The organism is Dissulfurispira sp. (assembly GCF_036745535.1).
Taxonomy (GTDB): domain Bacteria; phylum Nitrospirota; class Thermodesulfovibrionia; order Thermodesulfovibrionales; family Dissulfurispiraceae; genus Dissulfurispira.
In genome coordinates this window covers 17,958-34,453 of the sequence record NZ_DAIOFX010000012.1, presented here as the reverse complement: position 1 = coordinate 34,453, position 16,496 = coordinate 17,958, and the positions used below count along the sequence as shown (strand labels likewise).

19 protein-coding genes are annotated in these 16,496 nt (G+C 43.2%); 1 reads left to right on the top strand and 18 read right to left on the bottom strand.

Features of this window, described 5'->3' with window-relative positions; all coding sequences use genetic code 11:
• Positions 1–35 precede the first annotated feature (35 nt).
• From V7L97_RS04225 to V7L97_RS04205, 5 genes are all read right to left on the bottom strand, one after another.
• The gene (locus V7L97_RS04225) at positions 36–1,775 is read right to left on the bottom strand and encodes an NAD+ synthase (protein ID WP_333653628.1); all 1,740 of its coding nucleotides are present in this window, start codon (positions 1,773–1,775) and stop codon (positions 36–38) included.
• A gap of 17 nt (positions 1,776–1,792) precedes the next feature.
• Positions 1,793–2,455 carry a nitroreductase gene (locus tag V7L97_RS04220; protein WP_333653626.1) on the bottom strand — a complete coding sequence of 221 codons (663 nt, stop codon included), beginning with the start codon at positions 2,453–2,455 and terminating at the stop codon, positions 1,793–1,795.
• A gap of 86 nt (positions 2,456–2,541) precedes the next feature.
• The gene (locus V7L97_RS04215; RefSeq protein ID WP_333653625.1) at positions 2,542–3,060 is read right to left on the bottom strand and encodes a DUF4416 family protein; all 519 of its coding nucleotides are present in this window, start codon (positions 3,058–3,060) and stop codon (positions 2,542–2,544) included.
• A gap of 8 nt (positions 3,061–3,068) precedes the next feature.
• Positions 3,069–3,539 (bottom strand): TlpA family protein disulfide reductase, encoded by a 471-nt coding sequence (locus tag V7L97_RS04210; RefSeq protein ID WP_333653630.1) that lies wholly within the window; start codon positions 3,537–3,539, stop codon positions 3,069–3,071.
• Between the two features lie 143 nt (positions 3,540–3,682).
• A complete protein-coding gene (locus V7L97_RS04205) occupies positions 3,683–6,136 on the bottom strand; it encodes an ATP-dependent Clp protease ATP-binding subunit (protein WP_333653624.1) in 2,454 nt (817 codons plus the stop codon).
• Positions 6,137–6,235: 99 nt separating this feature from the next.
• On the opposite strand from V7L97_RS04205, the gene priA reads away from it, so the two are divergent.
• On the top strand, positions 6,236–8,158 hold the full coding sequence (gene priA, locus V7L97_RS04200) for a replication restart helicase PriA (protein ID WP_333653623.1): 1,923 nt from the start codon (positions 6,236–6,238) through the stop codon (positions 8,156–8,158).
• A gap of 7 nt (positions 8,159–8,165) precedes the next feature.
• On the opposite strand, the gene V7L97_RS04195 is transcribed toward priA, so the two are convergent.
• The 13 genes from V7L97_RS04195 to V7L97_RS04135 form a co-directional block, all read right to left on the bottom strand.
• Positions 8,166–9,122, bottom strand: a complete 957-nt coding sequence (locus V7L97_RS04195; protein ID WP_333653621.1) for a bifunctional riboflavin kinase/FAD synthetase — start codon at positions 9,120–9,122, stop codon at positions 8,166–8,168.
• Positions 9,119–9,715, bottom strand: a complete 597-nt coding sequence (gene coaE / locus V7L97_RS04190; RefSeq protein ID WP_333653620.1) for a dephospho-CoA kinase — start codon at positions 9,713–9,715, stop codon at positions 9,119–9,121. The genes V7L97_RS04195 and coaE overlap by 4 nt, the downstream gene beginning before the upstream one ends.
• Positions 9,712–12,291, bottom strand: a complete 2,580-nt coding sequence (gene mutS, locus V7L97_RS04185; protein ID WP_333653619.1) for a DNA mismatch repair protein MutS — start codon at positions 12,289–12,291, stop codon at positions 9,712–9,714. The genes coaE and mutS overlap by 4 nt, the downstream gene beginning before the upstream one ends.
• Before the next feature lie 41 nt (positions 12,292–12,332).
• Complete coding sequence (locus V7L97_RS04180; protein WP_333653618.1) at positions 12,333–12,908, bottom strand: hypothetical protein; 576 nt, start codon at positions 12,906–12,908, stop codon at positions 12,333–12,335.
• A gap of 5 nt (positions 12,909–12,913) precedes the next feature.
• Entirely contained in the window at positions 12,914–13,372 is a 459-nt protein-coding gene (locus V7L97_RS04175) for a hypothetical protein (protein WP_333653617.1), read from the bottom strand.
• A 14-nt stretch (positions 13,373–13,386) separates the two neighbouring features.
• Positions 13,387–13,635 carry a hypothetical protein gene (locus V7L97_RS04170; protein ID WP_333653616.1) on the bottom strand — a complete coding sequence of 83 codons (249 nt, stop codon included), beginning with the start codon at positions 13,633–13,635 and terminating at the stop codon, positions 13,387–13,389.
• Positions 13,636–13,637: 2 nt separating this feature from the next.
• Positions 13,638–13,823 (bottom strand): four helix bundle suffix domain-containing protein, encoded by a 186-nt coding sequence (locus V7L97_RS04165; RefSeq protein ID WP_333653615.1) that lies wholly within the window; start codon positions 13,821–13,823, stop codon positions 13,638–13,640.
• Between the two features lie 7 nt (positions 13,824–13,830).
• Positions 13,831–14,214: a four helix bundle protein gene (locus V7L97_RS04160; RefSeq protein ID WP_333653614.1), complete on the bottom strand. Its 384-nt coding sequence runs from the start codon at positions 14,212–14,214 to the stop codon at positions 13,831–13,833.
• On the bottom strand, positions 14,211–14,771 hold the full coding sequence (locus V7L97_RS04155) for a DNA methyltransferase (RefSeq protein ID WP_333653613.1): 561 nt from the start codon (positions 14,769–14,771) through the stop codon (positions 14,211–14,213). The genes V7L97_RS04160 and V7L97_RS04155 overlap by 4 nt, the downstream gene beginning before the upstream one ends.
• 172 nt (positions 14,772–14,943) lie before the next feature.
• The gene (locus V7L97_RS04150; RefSeq protein WP_333653611.1) at positions 14,944–15,528 is read right to left on the bottom strand and encodes a hypothetical protein; all 585 of its coding nucleotides are present in this window, start codon (positions 15,526–15,528) and stop codon (positions 14,944–14,946) included.
• Entirely contained in the window at positions 15,512–15,874 is a 363-nt protein-coding gene (locus tag V7L97_RS04145; protein WP_333653610.1) for a nucleotidyltransferase family protein, read from the bottom strand. Before V7L97_RS04145 ends, V7L97_RS04150 begins: the two co-directional genes overlap by 17 nt.
• An 11-nt stretch (positions 15,875–15,885) precedes the next feature.
• A complete protein-coding gene (locus V7L97_RS04140; RefSeq protein ID WP_333653609.1) occupies positions 15,886–16,197 on the bottom strand; it encodes an ATP-binding protein in 312 nt (103 codons plus the stop codon).
• Positions 16,194–16,496 (bottom strand): hypothetical protein (locus tag V7L97_RS04135; protein WP_333653607.1); only part of this gene is annotated, 303 nt, incomplete at its 5' end. The genes V7L97_RS04135 and V7L97_RS04140, both read right to left, overlap by 4 nt.

Below are 16,496 nucleotides of genomic sequence, written 5' to 3'. Positions count from 1 at the left end.
ATATAAAATCGCTCATTTTATGTTTAATTTTGCTATTACCAGCTCCTGTACCTGTTCGTTATCGGGAATCTCCTGTCCCTGCTGAATGCCCTCGGAGTTATCTTTATTCCCGGTGGAGACTGCCTTCTCTTGTATTCGCTGGTATCCACCATCTTGATGACCTTTCTTGCACACTCCTCTTCGCAGCCGAGATTGACTATCTCGTCAAAGCTCCTGTCTTCTTCTATATATGCCTTTAGTATAGGGTCGAGAATTTCATAAGGAGGTAAGGTATCGGTATCCTTCTGACCTGGTTTTAATTCAGCAGATGGCTCTTTCAATAAAACCCTTTCGGGTATTATAACCCTTCCTTCCTTCTGGTTTTTCCATTTGCATATCCCGTACACCAGTGTCTTTGAAACATCTTTAATTACAGCAAATCCACCTGCCATATCCCCATAGAGGGTTGCGTATCCCACGCTCATCTCAGATTTATTCCCTGTTGTCAGTACGAGCCACCCGAATTTATTGGAAAATGCCATGAGGATATTCCCCCTTATACGCGCCTGAAGGTTTTCTTCTGTTGTGCCAACCGGCATATCCTTGAATTCAGGTTTTAGTGTATTAAGATAGGTCTCAAAAATATTATTGATAGACACCTCTATCACATTTATTCCGAGATTCTTTGCAAGCCCGTATGCATCCTCCCTGCTCTCCTTTGAGGTATAAGGTGAAGGCATGAACACTCCTGTAACATTGTCCTTACCTATGGCATCTACAGCAATGGCAGCAACCAGAGAAGAATCTATTCCGCCGCTTAAACCAATACACACCTTTTTAAATCCGTTCTTGTAAACATAATCCCTTGTGCCGAGGACAAGGGCATTATAGACCTCTTCTTCCAGAGAATAAGGAAGTGCAGTAGTGCAGAGATGCGGAAACGACTTCCGTGCTCCTGTACTTCCGATCTCCCGCTTTATGGTTATCCTTTCCACCATCCCCTTTCCCAGTGCAATAACCTGCTGTCTCCTGCGCGGGTTATGCAGCCTCTTTATGAATACCGCATCCAGATCCAAATCAACGATGATCAAATCCTCGTCAAATTGCCTGGCTGAAGCAATGACCTCTCCATCATGGTCAACCACAAAACTCCGCCCGTCAAAGAGAAGTTCGTCCTGTCCTCCAATGGTATTCAAATAAGCCACAATGACGCTGCTGTCAGATGCCCGCGTGGATAACATCTTCTCCCTGAAGCAGGTCTTTCCGATATGATAAGGGGAGGCATTGATATTGATTATAAACTCTGCGCCTGATAATGCCTGAATGGTAGCAGGCCCCTCAGGATACCAGATATCCTCGCAGATATTGACGCCGAAAATTACGCCATCCATCTTATATACGGGATACCTCGTCCCTGCCTGAAAATACCTGTATTCATCGAACACGCCGTAATTAGGCAGGTGCACCTTATGGTAAACGTCGATAATCTCTTTTTTGTGGATAACTGCAGCGGCATTGTATATGTCGTCCTTTTTATCCACAAACCCCACGATTACGACAAAATCATCTACCCTCTCCCGAATCTCCCTCAGGGCATTTAAGTTGTCTTCTATGAACTGGGGTTTTAAAAGCAGGTCTTCAGGCGGATAGCCTGTAATAGCAAGCTCTGGAAAGGCTATTATATCGGGATTGTATTTGCCGGCATCCCCGATGAACTTGATTATTTTTTTAACATTCCCACTAAAATCGCCGACAGTAGGGTTAATCTGGCAAAGGGCAATCCTCGCTGTTTTCATGTAATGATTTTACCACACTACTCTACCCATTTCACTATTTCATTGATATCGACCCTGCCGGTCCTGAAGCTGTTTGCCTTATCTGCAAGGTCTGGATAACCAATAGATATGCCTAAAACAAGCCTCTTTGATTCGGGTATGCCAAGAAATTCCTTAACCACATTGGAATAATCGGTAAGAAATGCCTGCGGCACAGTTCCAAGACCATTTGCATGGGCTGCAAGCATAAGGCCATGTGCAAACAGACCCATGTCGAACAATGACCAGAGCGGAAGGGAAGCATCCTGAAAAAGAAATATGCCATGGGGAGCTCCGTAAAACCTGAAATTCGCTATCTTTGCCTTCTTTATGTATGCCGGCTCGCTAAAATCTACACCGAATTTCTCGCTCCTCTTCCTGAAAAGCTCCCGTATCCTCAGGTCGATATGAGAAGGCCATGATTCAGGTTCGGGAATATCGGGCTTTGGTTTTTCACCCTTTTCAAAAACCTCCACAAGCCGCTTTGATAGTTCATCTTTTTTTGCGCCGGACACTATCACCGCCTCCCATGGCTGTGTATTCTTATAAGAAGGGCTCCACTTCGCTGTATCAAAAACATCCATGAGTACTTCCTTCGGTACAGGCTCAGGCCTGAACTTTCTGATGCTCATCCTCGTCTTAATGCATTCAACCGCGTCCATAACTCCTCCTATAGTTCTGATAGTATGGCTTTGCATCTCATAAAGCGCAAGCAACTGATAGTTTTGCGAGAGACAGACTTGCCATACTATCGAAGAATGCCAAGCAGCCTTCTCGCCATCATAAAGATTCTCAAATATTTTTCGTCCTGATAATCTTTATATGTATTTATGTGCGGAATAAATTGACCTTTTTTAAAGATCAATGTCACCTCTGCATAAATACCGTCCTTAAGATATATTCTGTGGGAATAATCCTTTGTAGAGGCAAGTACGATCTTTGCCGGCGTCAGATAACCTGGATCAAGATTTATATTCCTTTTTCCATCAGATGAAAGATTTTTCTCTATCTCATTCGTTGTCAGTTTTATTGTGGAGAGGTTTTCCTGTTCCATCAGGTTTTTGAAAAATATAAACCTCCTGTAGACAGGCTCGCCCAGTTCATCTTTATAATAGTCTGAGAATTCCCACCTTATTACAGGAGTCTCCATAACAATCTCTCCGAATATCCTTTCCAGTGATTGTCGTGCCTCAATGTAATAATCTTCGTTTGAAAAGAGAGTGCCTATAAAGAGAAGTGCTTTCTCAGGAGAGGTTGGGGATCTCATCTACTCATTCACTCATTAACAAGCTTAGCAATGAATGCCCTTACATCAGGTGAGCCCCAATTGATAGGGCCGACAACCTTTTCCTTGATTACTCCATTCTTGTCTATCACAAAGGTTTCGGGAACGCCTGTGATTCCATACTCATTTGCTATATTTTTATCGTCAATCAGCACAGTGAAGTTAAACCCGTTCGCCTTCATATATTCCATCACACTTGAAGGATTGTCTTTGTATAGCACAGAGATAAAAACAAGATTGCTGTTTCCCTTTTCAGCCTCCACGAGGCCCTGAATGGATGGGTTCTCCATCCGGCAGGTGTCTCACCACGACGCCCAGAAATGAAGGAGAACAGTCTTCCCCTTCAAATCAGAAATCCTCCATGTCCTGCCTTCGGTGTCTTTCAGCTCAAATGCAGGGGCATCGAGTCCTTTAGCTGCGTGTTTCTGCGGATGCTCTCCGGTTCTTGCAAGAAAAAGCATCGCTGCTATACCCACAGCAAAAACAACCGCCAATACAAATCCTTTGCTCTTCATATAATCTCCATGAAATAAGTCATTGAGTCATTAAGTCATTGCAGTTACTCAATTACTTAATTTCTTAATGACTTAATGACTTAATGACTTTAATTGACCGATACCAGCATCGAATCTTCTGCTTCCACAAAAACAGGCTTATCCTGTTCGAGGTTCACCTTTACCACAGGAGTATTCTTGAACCTGCCCTTTATCAGTTCCTCGGAGAGGTAATCCTCTATTTCGCGGGCAATGGCCCTTCTCATCGGCCTTGCGCCATAGGCGGGCTGATAATATTTATTGAGCAGCCATTCTTTAACCTCAGGAGATACATCTATGGTCAATGCATGCTCTGTAAGCTTCTTATTTGTCTCTGTCAGCAGGAGATCGACAATCGACAACAGGTGCTCCTTTTCCAGCGGATGGAAGACTACTGTCTCATCGACACGGTTAAGGAACTCCGGATTAAAGGTCTTCTTCAACTCGGACAGAACATTGTCCTTCATCTTGTTGTATGCATCTTCTGACGATGCCCTGTAAAATCCAAGCGGTGTTGCCTTTTCGATAATCCTCGCACCCAGGTTGGATGTCATGATGATTATGGTATTCCTGAAATCCACTTTTCTGCCGTAACTGTCCGTAAGCACTCCTTCATCCAGTATCTGGAGGAGCATGTTAAAGACATCCTGATGCGCCTTTTCTATCTCGTCAAAAAGGATTACCGCGTATGGCCTTTTGCGAATCTTCTCTGTAAGTTGTCCTCCCTCTTCATAACCCACATAGCCGGGAGGCGCGCCTGTCAGACGTGATACATTAAACCTCTCCATGTACTCTGACATGTCGAGCTTCACGAGTGCGCTTTCGTCATTGAACATGAACTCTGCAAGGGTCTTTGCAAGCTCTGTCTTTCCAACGCCTGTCGGACCGAGGAAGAAGAATGAGCCGATTGGCCTGTTCTTGCTCTTCAAGCCAGCCCTTGACCTGCGGATTGCCTTTGCCACAGCCTTTATGGCATCATCCTGTCCGATTATCCTTCTGTGCAGGATCTCTTCCATTTTCAAAAGCTTCTCCGACTCTGCCTCTTCAAGCTTATAAAGCGGTATACCTGTCATCTTCGAAACAGTGTATGCTATGTCTTCCTCTCCCACAACAGGAACTTCCTTGTTCAAAGAATCCTTCCACTTCTTGTACTGAAGTTCATAGGTCTTTTTGAGTCTGTCTTCCTGAGCCCTGATAGCCTGGGCCTTTTCTATATCGTGCAGTCTCACATAGAGGCTCTTTTCCTTTGCAAGTTGAATCAACTCGGTTTCTATATCCCGCAGATCCTGAGGGGTTGTTGCCCTTTTGAGCTTGAGCCTCGAACCTGTTTCATCAATCACATCTATCGCCTTATCAGGCAGGTATCTGTCTGTTATATACCTGTCAGAGAGCTTTGCTGCGGCCACAACTGCCTCATCGCTGATCTTTACCTTGTGGTGGCTCTCATACTTGGGCCTTATGCCTTTTAAAATGTCGATGGTCGTCTCCTCGGTCGGAGCCTGGATATAAATAGGCTGGAACCTCCTTTCAAGTGCGCCGTCCTTCTCTATATATTTCCTGTATTCACCGGGTGTAGTCGCACCTATGCACTGCAGCTCTCCCCTTGAAAGGGCAGGCTTCAGCATATTGGACGCATCTACAGAGCCTTCTGCTGCGCCGGCTCCGATGAGTGTATGGAACTCATCGATAAACAGGATTATATTCTTGTCCGACTGTAGTATCTCACGCATCACTGCCTTGAGCCTTTCCTCAAACTGACCCCTGTACTTTGTACCGGCAATAAGGGCCCCGAGATCGAGGGAGATTATCCTTTTTCCTATAAGGCTGTCAGGCACATCTCCCATGACTATCTTCTGTGCAAGCCCCTCCACAATAGCGGTCTTTCCGACACCCGGCTCTCCGATTATGGCAGGGTTGTTTTTCAGTCTTCTGCCGAGGACCTGAATAACACGCTCTATCTCGTCCTCCCTGCCTATAACAGGGTCAAGTTTTCCCTCAACAGCCAGGAGTGTGAGATCCCTGCCGAACTCATCCAGGGCCGGCGTATTTGTCTTCCTGCGCTCTTTCTGGTGTGTTTGCTGGAACTGCGGTTTGATGGCAAGGTTTATGGTTAATTGTCTTGCGCCGAGCAGATTTGCACCGAGGTTTCTGAGGATCTTGCCTGCAATACCCTCATCCTCCCTTATAAGACCGAGGAGGAGGTGCTCGCTTCCTATGTAGTTGTGGCCTAAAAGCCTTGCCTCTTCTATGGAGAGCTCAAGGACCTTCTTTGCCCTTGGGGTAAATGGAATATCCCCGAATGTCAAAAGGTTGCTGCCGACAGGCAGGTTTCTTTCCACTTCAAATCTTATTTCATCTATGGACAGCCCCATCTTTTTAAGTATGGTGATGGGAACGCTGTCTTCTTCCTTTAATATAGCCAGAAGGAGATGCTCTGTGCCTAAGTAGTCGTTATTTCTTCTCTCGGCTTCTTCTTTGGCGTATATTATTATCTTTCTTCCCCGTTCTGTAAATTTCTCAAACATCTCTATTCTCCTTGGATAGTCTTTATAAAAATATTACTCGTTTTAAATAAAGGTTGTCAATCTTGTATCCTCAATCCGTTATCCTGTATCCTTTCTATTATGTATGCCGATGTTGTTTTCCCGTTAAAGCTTCCGCCCCTCACTTACAAAGTGCCTGAAGATGCACCGCATGATTTAAAAGGCAGGATAATAAAGGCTCCGCTCATGGGCAAAAGCCATTACGGCCTTGTTGTATCGGTAACAAATGAATCACGGTTAGAGAAAAAAAAGAATATTAAAGAGATTCAGGGAATACACCATCATTTCGCCTCAGAATCAACTCTTTCATTCCTGAGATGGCTCTCCGACTACTACCTCAGTCCTATGGGGGTTGCGCTGAAAAGCAGCTTTTTTGAAGAGGCAGTAAAGACAGCAGTCAGCCCCGTTAGAAAGAAACTTTCTAACGAGGTCAGAGTAAAGAATAATGAACAAAAAATGGAAGCTGAAAATTCTGAACTCTCGCTTGTTTATGACTGCATTAAAAACAAGAATTACAAATCCTTTCTCTATCATGCCCCGTCAATATCCCATGAATATTCTTTGTTTAATAAGGTCTTGAATAAATCCCACTCCGACATGCACGGTGCTATAATCCTCGTACCCGAGATCGGTCAGATCGAAAGACTTGCCCAGATGCTTAAAAATATTTTTGGTGAAAGGGTGTGCGTCATCCACAGCAATCTAACAAAAAAGAAAAGGATAGACTCTATTGCACGGATTATTGCAGGCCAATCCGATGTGATATTGGGCACAAGGTCTGCGATACTTGCACCCCTCAGGGATGTCTCTCTTATTGCTGTCCTGAATGAACACAGCCCTTCTTATAAAGGGGAAGAAGGGCTCAGGTATAATGCAAGGAATGTGGCTGTAATGAGGGGATTTATGGAAAAGTCTTGCGTGCTTTTGTCCTCTGTTTGTCCATCCGTAGAATCCATTTATAATGCAAAGACAGGCAAATACAACTCCATCACTCCATCACTCCATCGCTCCATTGAGAAACATCCTAAAATAAAAATTAGTGATATGAAAAAGGAGAAGACCGCAACTATATCCAGAGATATTCTTAAAGAGGCAAAGGTTACCACTTCAGAAAATGGAAGATTTCTATTCCTCGTCAACAGAAAAGGATATTCCCTTATAAGATGTGAGGATTGCGGGAATATAGTCCAATGCAAAAAGTGCAATGTTCCACTTGTCTTTTATAAAGGTAAAAATACGGTCAGATGTCATTATTGCGGCCACGAAGAGATAGTCCCTGAAAACTGCGAAGAATGTAAGGGGTTCAATATAAAACCATTCGGTGCAGGCACAGAAAGGATAAAGGAAGAACTGGGAGAGGCATTAAAAACAGAGGCGATCTTAGTAGAAAAGGGGCCTGGGTCATGGGGCATGGGGCAAGACCCCGATATAACCTCTTTCGTGATCGGAACGCCTTATGCAATAAAAAAACTCATGGATGAAAAATTCGATGCCGTCGCCCTTTTTAACATAGACGGGCTTCTTGCACAGCCTGATTTCAGGGCATATGAGAGGGCATTTCAGGAAGTGATGCAAATTTCTCAGATGGTAAAAACAGAAGGCTCTCTTTATGTTCAGACATACGCACCAAAAAATAAAATATTAAGATTTATCAAAAACTACGACTTTCAGGGTTTTTATGGCAATGAACTATCTCAACGAAAAACGCTTGATTATCCTCCATTTTCAAGGATAATTCTCTTTAATATTTTTATGAAAAGGGACGTCGAGAAGTTTTTACATGACATACAGAAAATCATCTATGATGCTAATACAAATGGATTAGAACTTTTAGGGCCTGTGGAAATACCATCTTCCATGAAGTCATATAAACACTGCATCCAGATACTTTTGAAATCAAAGGACAGAAGATTGATGCATAATGAGGCCGGAAATCTTTTAAAGAAACTCGAAAAATTAAAAGGGATTAAAATAAATGTGGATGTGGACCCGTTAAAGATATAGCGGCCAGTTAAAGATATAGAAGGTCTTCTCTCTTTGAGAGTATCTCCCTTGCCTTCTGTATGTCCTTTTTTACCTGCTCTTCAAGTTCGCCGATTCCTGAAAATTTCTTTTCATCCCTTATCCTGTCGATAAAGTGCATTTTTATTTTTTCTCCAAGAAGGTTTTGATTGAAGTCAAAGATATGCACTTCATAGCTCATGGGCATATTTCCGAATGTAGTGGCGAATGTGGGATTCTTGCCTATATTAGCAACCCCATCATAAACCTCCTTCTGAATAGAAACTCTTACAGCATAAACTCCTTCTTTTGGTACAAGCTCATTGGGAGTGGTAATATTGGCAGTAGGGGTATGAAGTAGAGACGTGCCCCTTCCAGCACCTTTAATTACTGTCCCTTCAATATGATATGCCCTTCCGAGCATCTTTGACGCCTCGCAAACCCTTCCCCTTAAAAGAAGACTCCTTACCCTGCTGCTGCTCACAATATCGTCATACACCTTCGCATATCTGACAACACTCACGCCGAACCCGTATTTTTTCCCTCTTCTTCTGAGCAGTGAGGTAGTGCCTTTCTTGCCCTTTCCAAAGGCGTAGTTATGACCTACAGTCACCCATTTAACGCCCAGTTTATTACCAAGCATGTCCTTAATAAATTCGTCAGGATCGGCCTTTGCGAACTCCCTGCTAAAGCCGATGCATATGAGAACCTTTATACCCGCGCTTGATATGAGATTTGCCTTGTCTTCAAAGGTTGTGAGTATCTTCAACCCCCTTTCAGGGGCCAGAACACGCACGGGGTGAGGGTCGAAGGTTATAGCCATTGGTGTACCGTGAATTTCCTTTGCCTTTTCCACAACACACCTGAATATCTTCTGATGGCCAATGTGCACACCATCGAAATTTCCGATAGTAACAACCGGATTAGGATAATCCAATCTGTTAGGCAATTCCCTGATTATTCTCATAACCTGCTGTAAATCTCCTCAACCTGTCTTCTCGTATTTTCAAGGTCCATGCTGTTGTCTATTGCAAAATCAGACTTGCTGATCTTCATTTCTATGGGAAACTGGCTTTTCAGTCTTTTCCTTGCATCTTCTTCGGATATTCCTTTCTCTTTAAGACGGTTGATGGCAATCTCCTCCGATGCATATACAGTTATTATTTTATCAAATCTGTTCTGACAACCCCTTTCAAATATCACAGGCGCTTCTATTATAACAATGGCAGAGGTATCGGTTATTTTAGCTATCTCTTCATCGATCTTCCTGAAAACCCTCGGATGCAGAATATTTTCGAGGGAAATCCTGAGATGGGGATGTTCAAAGACAATTTCAGCAAGCATCCTTTTATTTATTTCCGGCGGCTGACCGCTGACTGCCGAATGCTGAATTATATCTTCTCCAAATGCCTTTTTAATCTCATAAATCACAGCGGAATCTTTGAGGAGTTCGCGAACTATGTCATCGGCATCAATGATAATAGCGCCAAAATCCCCGAACATCCGGGCCACTGTGCTTTTTCCCATTCCATAATTTCCAGTGAGGCCTATAATTATCATGCCACCCCTTCTGCCTTTTTCCTCAACTCCACAAGCTTTTTCAATGCCTTTTGCGGCGTGAGATTTTCAATATCAAGACTCAACAATTCACGTGTAATCGGGTCGCCTGCAAAGAAAAGGTCCATCTGAGCTGCACGCGGAACCAGAGTGTTCGATTCCTTTTTTTCGAGCTTATCTAAAACATCCTTTGCACCCTCTATAACACTATCAGGCAGGCCTGCAAGCCGCGCAACCTGAATACCATAGCTTTTGTCAGCAGGGCCCTTCTCGATCTTCCTCAGGAATATAACCTCATCTCCCCATTCTTTGACAACTACATTGTAATTTTTGACCCCATCCATCGTTAAAGCAAGGTCAGTGAGCTCATTGTAATGGGTTGCAAGCATGGTGCGTGCCTTAACATTATTTACAAGATAATCTGCCACTGCCCACGCAATGCTGATGCCGTCAAAGGTGCTTGTACCCCTTCCAACTTCATCGAGGAGGACAAGGCTCCTTTCGGTTGCATTATTCAGGATATTTGCCGTCTCTATCATCTCCACCATGAATGTGCTCTGCCCCTTTGTGATGTAATCGGATGCGCCCATCCTCGTGAATATCCTGTCAACGATCCCTATTGATGCGCTCTCCGCAGGGACAAAAGAGCCTATCTGTGCCATCAACACAATCAATGCTGTCTGACGCATGTATGTAGACTTGCCAGCCATGTTAGGGCCTGTGATAATCAAAAGCCTGCTATCCTCACAGTCGATGTGTGCGCTGTTGGGTATGAATTTTTCGTCCATGGAAGAAATATTATGCGTGCTTATCAGCCTCTCGATAACAGGATGCCTTCCGTCAACTATCTCGATTACATCATCATCGGAAATAACAGGCCTTGTATAATCATATCTCTTTGCAACAGTTGCCAGTGAAAGGAGAAAATCTATCATGGCTATCTGTGCCGATGTTTCTAAAAGCTGGTTTGTATATTTCTGCATCTTTTCGAGTATGTTCATATATATCTCATATTCGAGTTCCTTGAGCCTGTCCTCTGCACCGAGCACCTTTGTTTCGTATTCCTTTAAATCCTGGGTTATGAACCTCTCGCAATTTGCGAGTGTCTGCTTCCTTATGTAATCATCAGGGACAAGATTGAGATTAGGCTTTGTGATTTCGATGTAATAACCAAATACCTTATTGAAGCCAACCTTCAATGACGATATGCCTGTCCTCTGCTTCTCTTCCGCCTCAAGCCTTGCTATAAAATCCTTTCCGCTTATTGAAATATTCCTCAATTCATCGACTTCCCTGTTAAAGCCCTTTCTGATTATTCCGCCGTCCTTTGGATTGACAGAAGGACTCTCAACAATGCTGGAGTCTATCAGATCCTTTAAATCAGCAAACTCCGAGATGCTGTTTCCAATTTCCTTTATGTATGCATTTGCTGAAGATGACAAAAGCCTCTTTATCTTCGGCATGTATTCGACAGAGCCTTTCAGGGCGATCAAATCCCTTGGGCCTGCGGATTTAGAGATAATCCTCGATGTCAGTCTCTCTATGTCCTGTATCTTTCTGAGGGTTGTACGCAGCTCTTCCATGAGTTCGTAATCCTCGATTATCGCCTCGACAGCATCCTGCCTTTTTATTATCTCAGGAGGTGAAAGTAATGGCTTTGTAATGGCGTTCCTCATAAACCTGCCGCCCATGGGCGTCAGCGTTTCATCCAGAACCCATAGCAGAGAGCCTTCCGGAGAATTATTCTTCTGATCGGCTTTTAGATTATGGATGAGTTCGAGGTTCCTCTTTGTGGCTGAATCAAGAAACATGTATGATGTCTGGCTTAAAACAGAAATCTTCTTAAAGGTGAGTATCTTCTGCGAATCCTCAAGATAGCTTATGAGCGCACCTGCCGCTGAAATGGCTGCATTCATGCTGCTGCATCCGTATCCATCGAGGGATGACACCTTGAAATATCTCAGGAGCATTTTATACGACTCTGTATAATCAAAATACCAGTCGTCATAATACGATACATAAAAACCTCTGAATGCCTCCTGATAATGGATATTGTCCTCTGTGCTTTTGGGACATAGTATTTCCCTCGGCTCATGCCTGCCTATCTCGTCTTCTATGGGTTTGTCGGTCTCGTAAACAACAAATTCGCCTGTGGAAAGGTCGGCCACTGTTATGCCTGTCAACCCCTGATACGGGAATATGCTCATTATGTATGCATTTTCCTTTGGCTGCTCTGGAATATGGGTTCCCGGGGTTATTACCTTCACGACCTCTCTCTGGACAATTCCTTTTGCAAGCTTAGGGTCTTCCACCTGCTCGCATATGGCTACTTTATGGCCTGCCTTTATGAGCTTTGAGATATAACCATCTATAGAGAAATATGGAACGCCGCACATGGGCATAGGGTCATCCTTGCTCTTGTCCCTGCTCGTAAGGGCTATCTGCAATATGCTGGACGCTATCTTTGCATCCTCGCCGAACATCTCATAGAAATCTCCGAGCCTGAAAAGCACAATAGCATCGTGATATTTTTCCTTAATGCTGAAATACTGCTTCATCAAAGGGGTAAGTTCAGACACACTCTAACCTCACAATTTAAAATTGATAACCTTGAATTATACTATAGACATGATAAATATACCCACACTCTACCATCAGCTCTTTGTTCTGAAATTCTTCTGACAAGCTTTTTCTTATAAAGGTTCAACAACCTTGTCCCGCTTGTATTTGCAGGAAGATTCAGTTCTTCTGAAAGCTCGCCTGCTGTAATCTTGCCTTTGCTGAATATCAGATTAATAGTTTCCTGCAGATAGTTATGGAGTGTGCCAATAATGGTTCTCCTTCCATCCCTCATCTCAGTAATTACAGCAAGGTCTTTTCTCTCAAGGGCGACCTCTATGTTTTCCTTTTGATTTTCGTTCAACCCTTTCAGAACAATATATTTGTCTCCATATTCACCGCTTACAAGCCTTGATATGAGCTTTGCCACAATCTCATCCGCACACGAATAATCGATTATTCCAATCTTAGAAAAATCCAGAGCAGTGACCTTTCCGTCCTTCTCCTTTGCAATATCCCTCTCTATCCGCTCCCTTATAATTTGCCCCGATTGCCTCGTGACAAGGTCAGACGAGCCATTTTTAAGCTCTTCCTTGAGGAGTTTATAGAGGTTGTAGATTATCATACTGAAATTCATATCTCTCAATGAATAATGTTTGGCCCTTTTATTAGCCTTAAATTGCTTAATCCACTCTCTTCAAATTCTTTCTCATATGCATTGAGAAAAGGCTGTTCCTTATCAATTCTTTCCTCAAATTCCATTTTTCTGACAGTATCCTCACCATACTTTTCTATCAAATCCCTCTCTGCCATCCTGTACATTAATTCATCCCAGAATGTGTCATTATCATATTCATCAATAAGTTCCTCAACGCCAGACTCATCCAGAAATTCTCCTGTCAGGAAAAACATCTTGAGATCTTCAGCATATTCGACAGAATCATCCATCCCGAAATCCCTGCAAAAAGACAGGATATACTGCTCAAGTTCATCAAACTCCTCAATCCTGTCATCAGTGCGATGGGCATTAGCCATCCAGGTGCCGAGGTGAAGAAGCTTAATAAGTGTCTTATACTGTTTTTTTGTAATGTTAATCTTCATAAATTCCCCCTATTTTATTCTTCCAAAAGCTGCCATTCTGCATAGCCGTCTTTCCTCTCAATGAGTTTTTTGCCTTTTAAAATTACCTTCTTAATCGTTGGATGAGTCTTAACAGTGGTATAAGCCCGCACAAGATTAGCAATCGTGGCCTCCTGAAATATAAGCTCCGTGCCGTCCTGAAGGACTATCGTAGTCCTCAGGTGCTTATGCCCTTCTGGAATCTCGGTGATCAATTCCTTTATGTCTTCGTTTCGGAGAATCATTATTATTTTTTCCTAACCTGCTGGCGCGCTTGATAAAGTTTTTCTGTAAATCCGCCTTCTTTTAGGAATTGCTTTTCCAGTTGCCGCAATTGCTGATCAAGAAGATAATTTGCCTGATTAATCAGGCAAATAAGGGTGTTAGCAGCAACTTCAGAGGGCGAAGTTTCAATATAGGTCTTATAGGTCATATACGACCTATTCTTTTTCCCACGCAAGCTTTCTAATCATCTGCGCCTTCGGATGATTTTTCTCCCAAAGCAGCAGTCCTTGCTGACGCAGAAAATCATGGTAGTCGAGCAGCAGTTCTTCCAGGCTTGCACGGGCTACGCCTATTAGTTTTAGCTCGCTCTTCTTTGAAGTGCCTGATACCATGCTGCCTTCGGCAATATTCTGTTTGCCGCTGCGCGCTGCCTGTACCATCTGGTCATGAGTGCGCGAACGTTTGTCGACAAAGAGGTCACAGAATACCGCTGTGGCATCATAGATGATTTCCGCAGTCTGATAGGACTTCAGATTGCGGTATCCTCCATGAGGAGGGATAATATCAGGCTTTGCTTTATCGTTCTTTTTATTTATCATATTTGAGCTTTTGCAAGTGCCTTAGATTTCTTTTGTAATTTAACTGCTTCATTCAGAGCAAGAGTGATCGCTTCATACCAATCTATATAGTCGCCGATTTTATCTTCAACAACCTTTAACTCCTTACGATTTAATTTTCTGCCTAATTTCTCTTCCGCAACGGTATGACACATACTTATATACAAACCTTCGAATTCGGATTTTTGCCCGCTATTCAGGTTACCAAGCCATTCTTGAACTTCTTTCCTTATTGTCTTGCCGGCTGATTTGTCAAACTCTGATACGGTTAACGGCAATTGAGAGCTTCCCCTGAAACCACGCCTGACGAACTGATAAGGAATATACGGTTTCCTTCCAAGGTTAGCCACATTTACTACATAACGTCCACCTGGTTTAAGAACCCGATAAACCTCTGCGGCCACACAGCCGATGAGACTTAAATACTCTGTCAAATTGATATTTTCATCATAATCCTTTCCGACATTATACGGCGGTGAAGTGAAGGCCAAAGCCACACTTTTGTCAGGAATGTGGCACATATTTTCTGCGGACTCCATAACTCTCTTCGTCTAAGTGTCTTTCTCCGCCCATCTTTTAATGCCCCAAAAGGGCAGGAGAAAGATTGAAATAATTTTTCAACTGAATCAATTGAATCATATTTTGAACTACTTGTTAAGCAAAAAATAATTGGGGGGCGTACTGCTTGATTAAGACATAAGGATTTTTATGCTATTTCAGTAACGACCTTCTCGTACTGTTCAGGAAACCCTCTACCTCTTTCCTGAACCGTTCAACGACACGCCTGCACTGCTTCATTTTCGAAATGGTCTTCCCAATATCCAGTATGAATGGATACTGCTTTCGTATCAGATGTCTGAATCCGAGGAACTCGGACTTTAATAGATCGGTGAACTCTTCGCTCAAAATTGGCCCTCTAACATTCTTCACCTGGCGGGAGGCCAATATGAGCAGATCTTGATGCCACCTTTCACCAACAGGTTTGCCCTCCCCGGTAAATTCCAATATCCTGTGAATGACAGTCTCCATACCCTGATAGATAGAACTGAGATAAATAGCGCCTGATTCTACTGCGCTTCCAAGGCTTTCGAGATAGAAGGCATCTTCCTTTCCTGCCTTGTCTATGGCGGCATAGAGTTCAGTTAAAGTCTTTTTATATAATCCTTTGCAAATTTTGCATTCAGAAAGTATTTCTTTTATGAGCAGGAGTTTTTTATCTATTGCACTGGCGGCCTTAAGCATCTGTTCGATATCTGATTCTATAAGTATGGATAATTTTTCAATCTTTTCTTTCATATATCAGTTTTCCGGTTAATTCTATCGATTTTTTCAATGCCGGGGCAGCGTATTCCATGGGCACGAGATCGAATCTGCCTGTCCCGAGTTTTTCTGCTATTGCCCAGTCAATTGAGCCAAGCTTATCCATTGCTATGCCTTCAATAGCTATATCAATATCCGATTCCCCTTCATACCACTCTTTTCCGGCAAGAGATCCGAATATGAATATCCTCTTGGGATTGTAGGGACTTATAACAGAAACTATAGATATAGCAATGCTTTCCAGTTTTTCCCGCAGCATGGCAGACTGTTTTTTCTCTCTCCGCTGAAGGGCCTCCATATTGATGCCTGAGATTTTGTGCATGTTAAATTATATCATACCTCCGGCAGCATAATGTTTATCTGCGAACCTGGGAAGCAGGAAAGTTTGGTTTCTTTTGATTTCCCCCAAGACCAATCTGGAATGATCGAAAGCTTTGCTGTTCCTGAGCGTATGGATATTTTGCCGTTCCATTGATTGACAAAACGCCTTACAGCAGCCAATCCATGCCCCCTTCCCTCATCCGCATATCTCGATGCGCCGTGAAGGAGTGCCTTTTCTATCGCCTCAAAATCATTCTTTAATGAAAAACGCTCTGACAGAGATTTTTTAAACCCAACACCAATATCCATGACCGCAATCTTCACAACATTTTCCCCAAGCCTTGAAAATGGTATTTCTGTATGCCTACAAATCCCTTTTTCTCGCTGTGTTCGATGATGTTCTGGCAGACTTCGGATAAAGCAACTATAAAGCCGTTTATCGCCCTTTCGTCATAATGGAGATGCTTTTTAAGAATTGCATTTGCACGTTCTTTAACCTTGCCGACAATAAAATGGATGTCATCCGACTTCTCTATGGGCGTAATCTCAAGCAGGACATCGGATACGGGGACAGTCCCTATTCTACGACTTCGCTTTGCTGCGTCCGTAAATAGGGACAGTCC

Bases quoted from the DNA above. Each gene is read 5' to 3' on its own strand.
- priA (WP_333653623.1), top strand. From the start codon at position 6,236: ATGTATGCCGATGTTGTTTTCCCGTTAAAGCTTCCGCCCCTCACTTAC.
- V7L97_RS04155 (WP_333653613.1), bottom strand. From the start codon at position 14,771: ATGGAGTCCGCAGAAAATATGTGCCACATTCCTGACAAAAGTGTGGCT.
- V7L97_RS04145 (WP_333653610.1), bottom strand. From the start codon at position 15,874: ATGCACAAAATCTCAGGCATCAATATGGAGGCCCTTCAGCGGAGAGAG.
- V7L97_RS04150 (WP_333653611.1), bottom strand. From the start codon at position 15,528: ATGAAAGAAAAGATTGAAAAATTATCCATACTTATAGAATCAGATATC.
- V7L97_RS04160 (WP_333653614.1), bottom strand. From the start codon at position 14,214: ATGATAAATAAAAAGAACGATAAAGCAAAGCCTGATATTATCCCTCCT.
- V7L97_RS04225 (WP_333653628.1), bottom strand. From the start codon at position 1,775: ATGAAAACAGCGAGGATTGCCCTTTGCCAGATTAACCCTACTGTCGGC.
- V7L97_RS04170 (WP_333653616.1), bottom strand. From the start codon at position 13,635: ATGATTCTCCGAAACGAAGACATAAAGGAATTGATCACCGAGATTCCA.
- V7L97_RS04220 (WP_333653626.1), bottom strand. From the start codon at position 2,455: ATGGACGCGGTTGAATGCATTAAGACGAGGATGAGCATCAGAAAGTTC.
- coaE (WP_333653620.1), bottom strand. From the start codon at position 9,715: ATGATAATTATAGGCCTCACTGGAAATTATGGAATGGGAAAAAGCACA.
- V7L97_RS04175 (WP_333653617.1), bottom strand. From the start codon at position 13,372: ATGAAGATTAACATTACAAAAAAACAGTATAAGACACTTATTAAGCTT.
- V7L97_RS04215 (WP_333653625.1), bottom strand. From the start codon at position 3,060: ATGAGATCCCCAACCTCTCCTGAGAAAGCACTTCTCTTTATAGGCACT.
- V7L97_RS04180 (WP_333653618.1), bottom strand. From the start codon at position 12,908: ATGAATTTCAGTATGATAATCTACAACCTCTATAAACTCCTCAAGGAA.
- V7L97_RS04195 (WP_333653621.1), bottom strand. From the start codon at position 9,122: ATGAGAATAATCAGGGAATTGCCTAACAGATTGGATTATCCTAATCCG.
- V7L97_RS04165 (WP_333653615.1), bottom strand. From the start codon at position 13,823: ATGACCTATAAGACCTATATTGAAACTTCGCCCTCTGAAGTTGCTGCT.
- V7L97_RS04205 (WP_333653624.1), bottom strand. From the start codon at position 6,136: ATGTTTGAGAAATTTACAGAACGGGGAAGAAAGATAATAATATACGCC.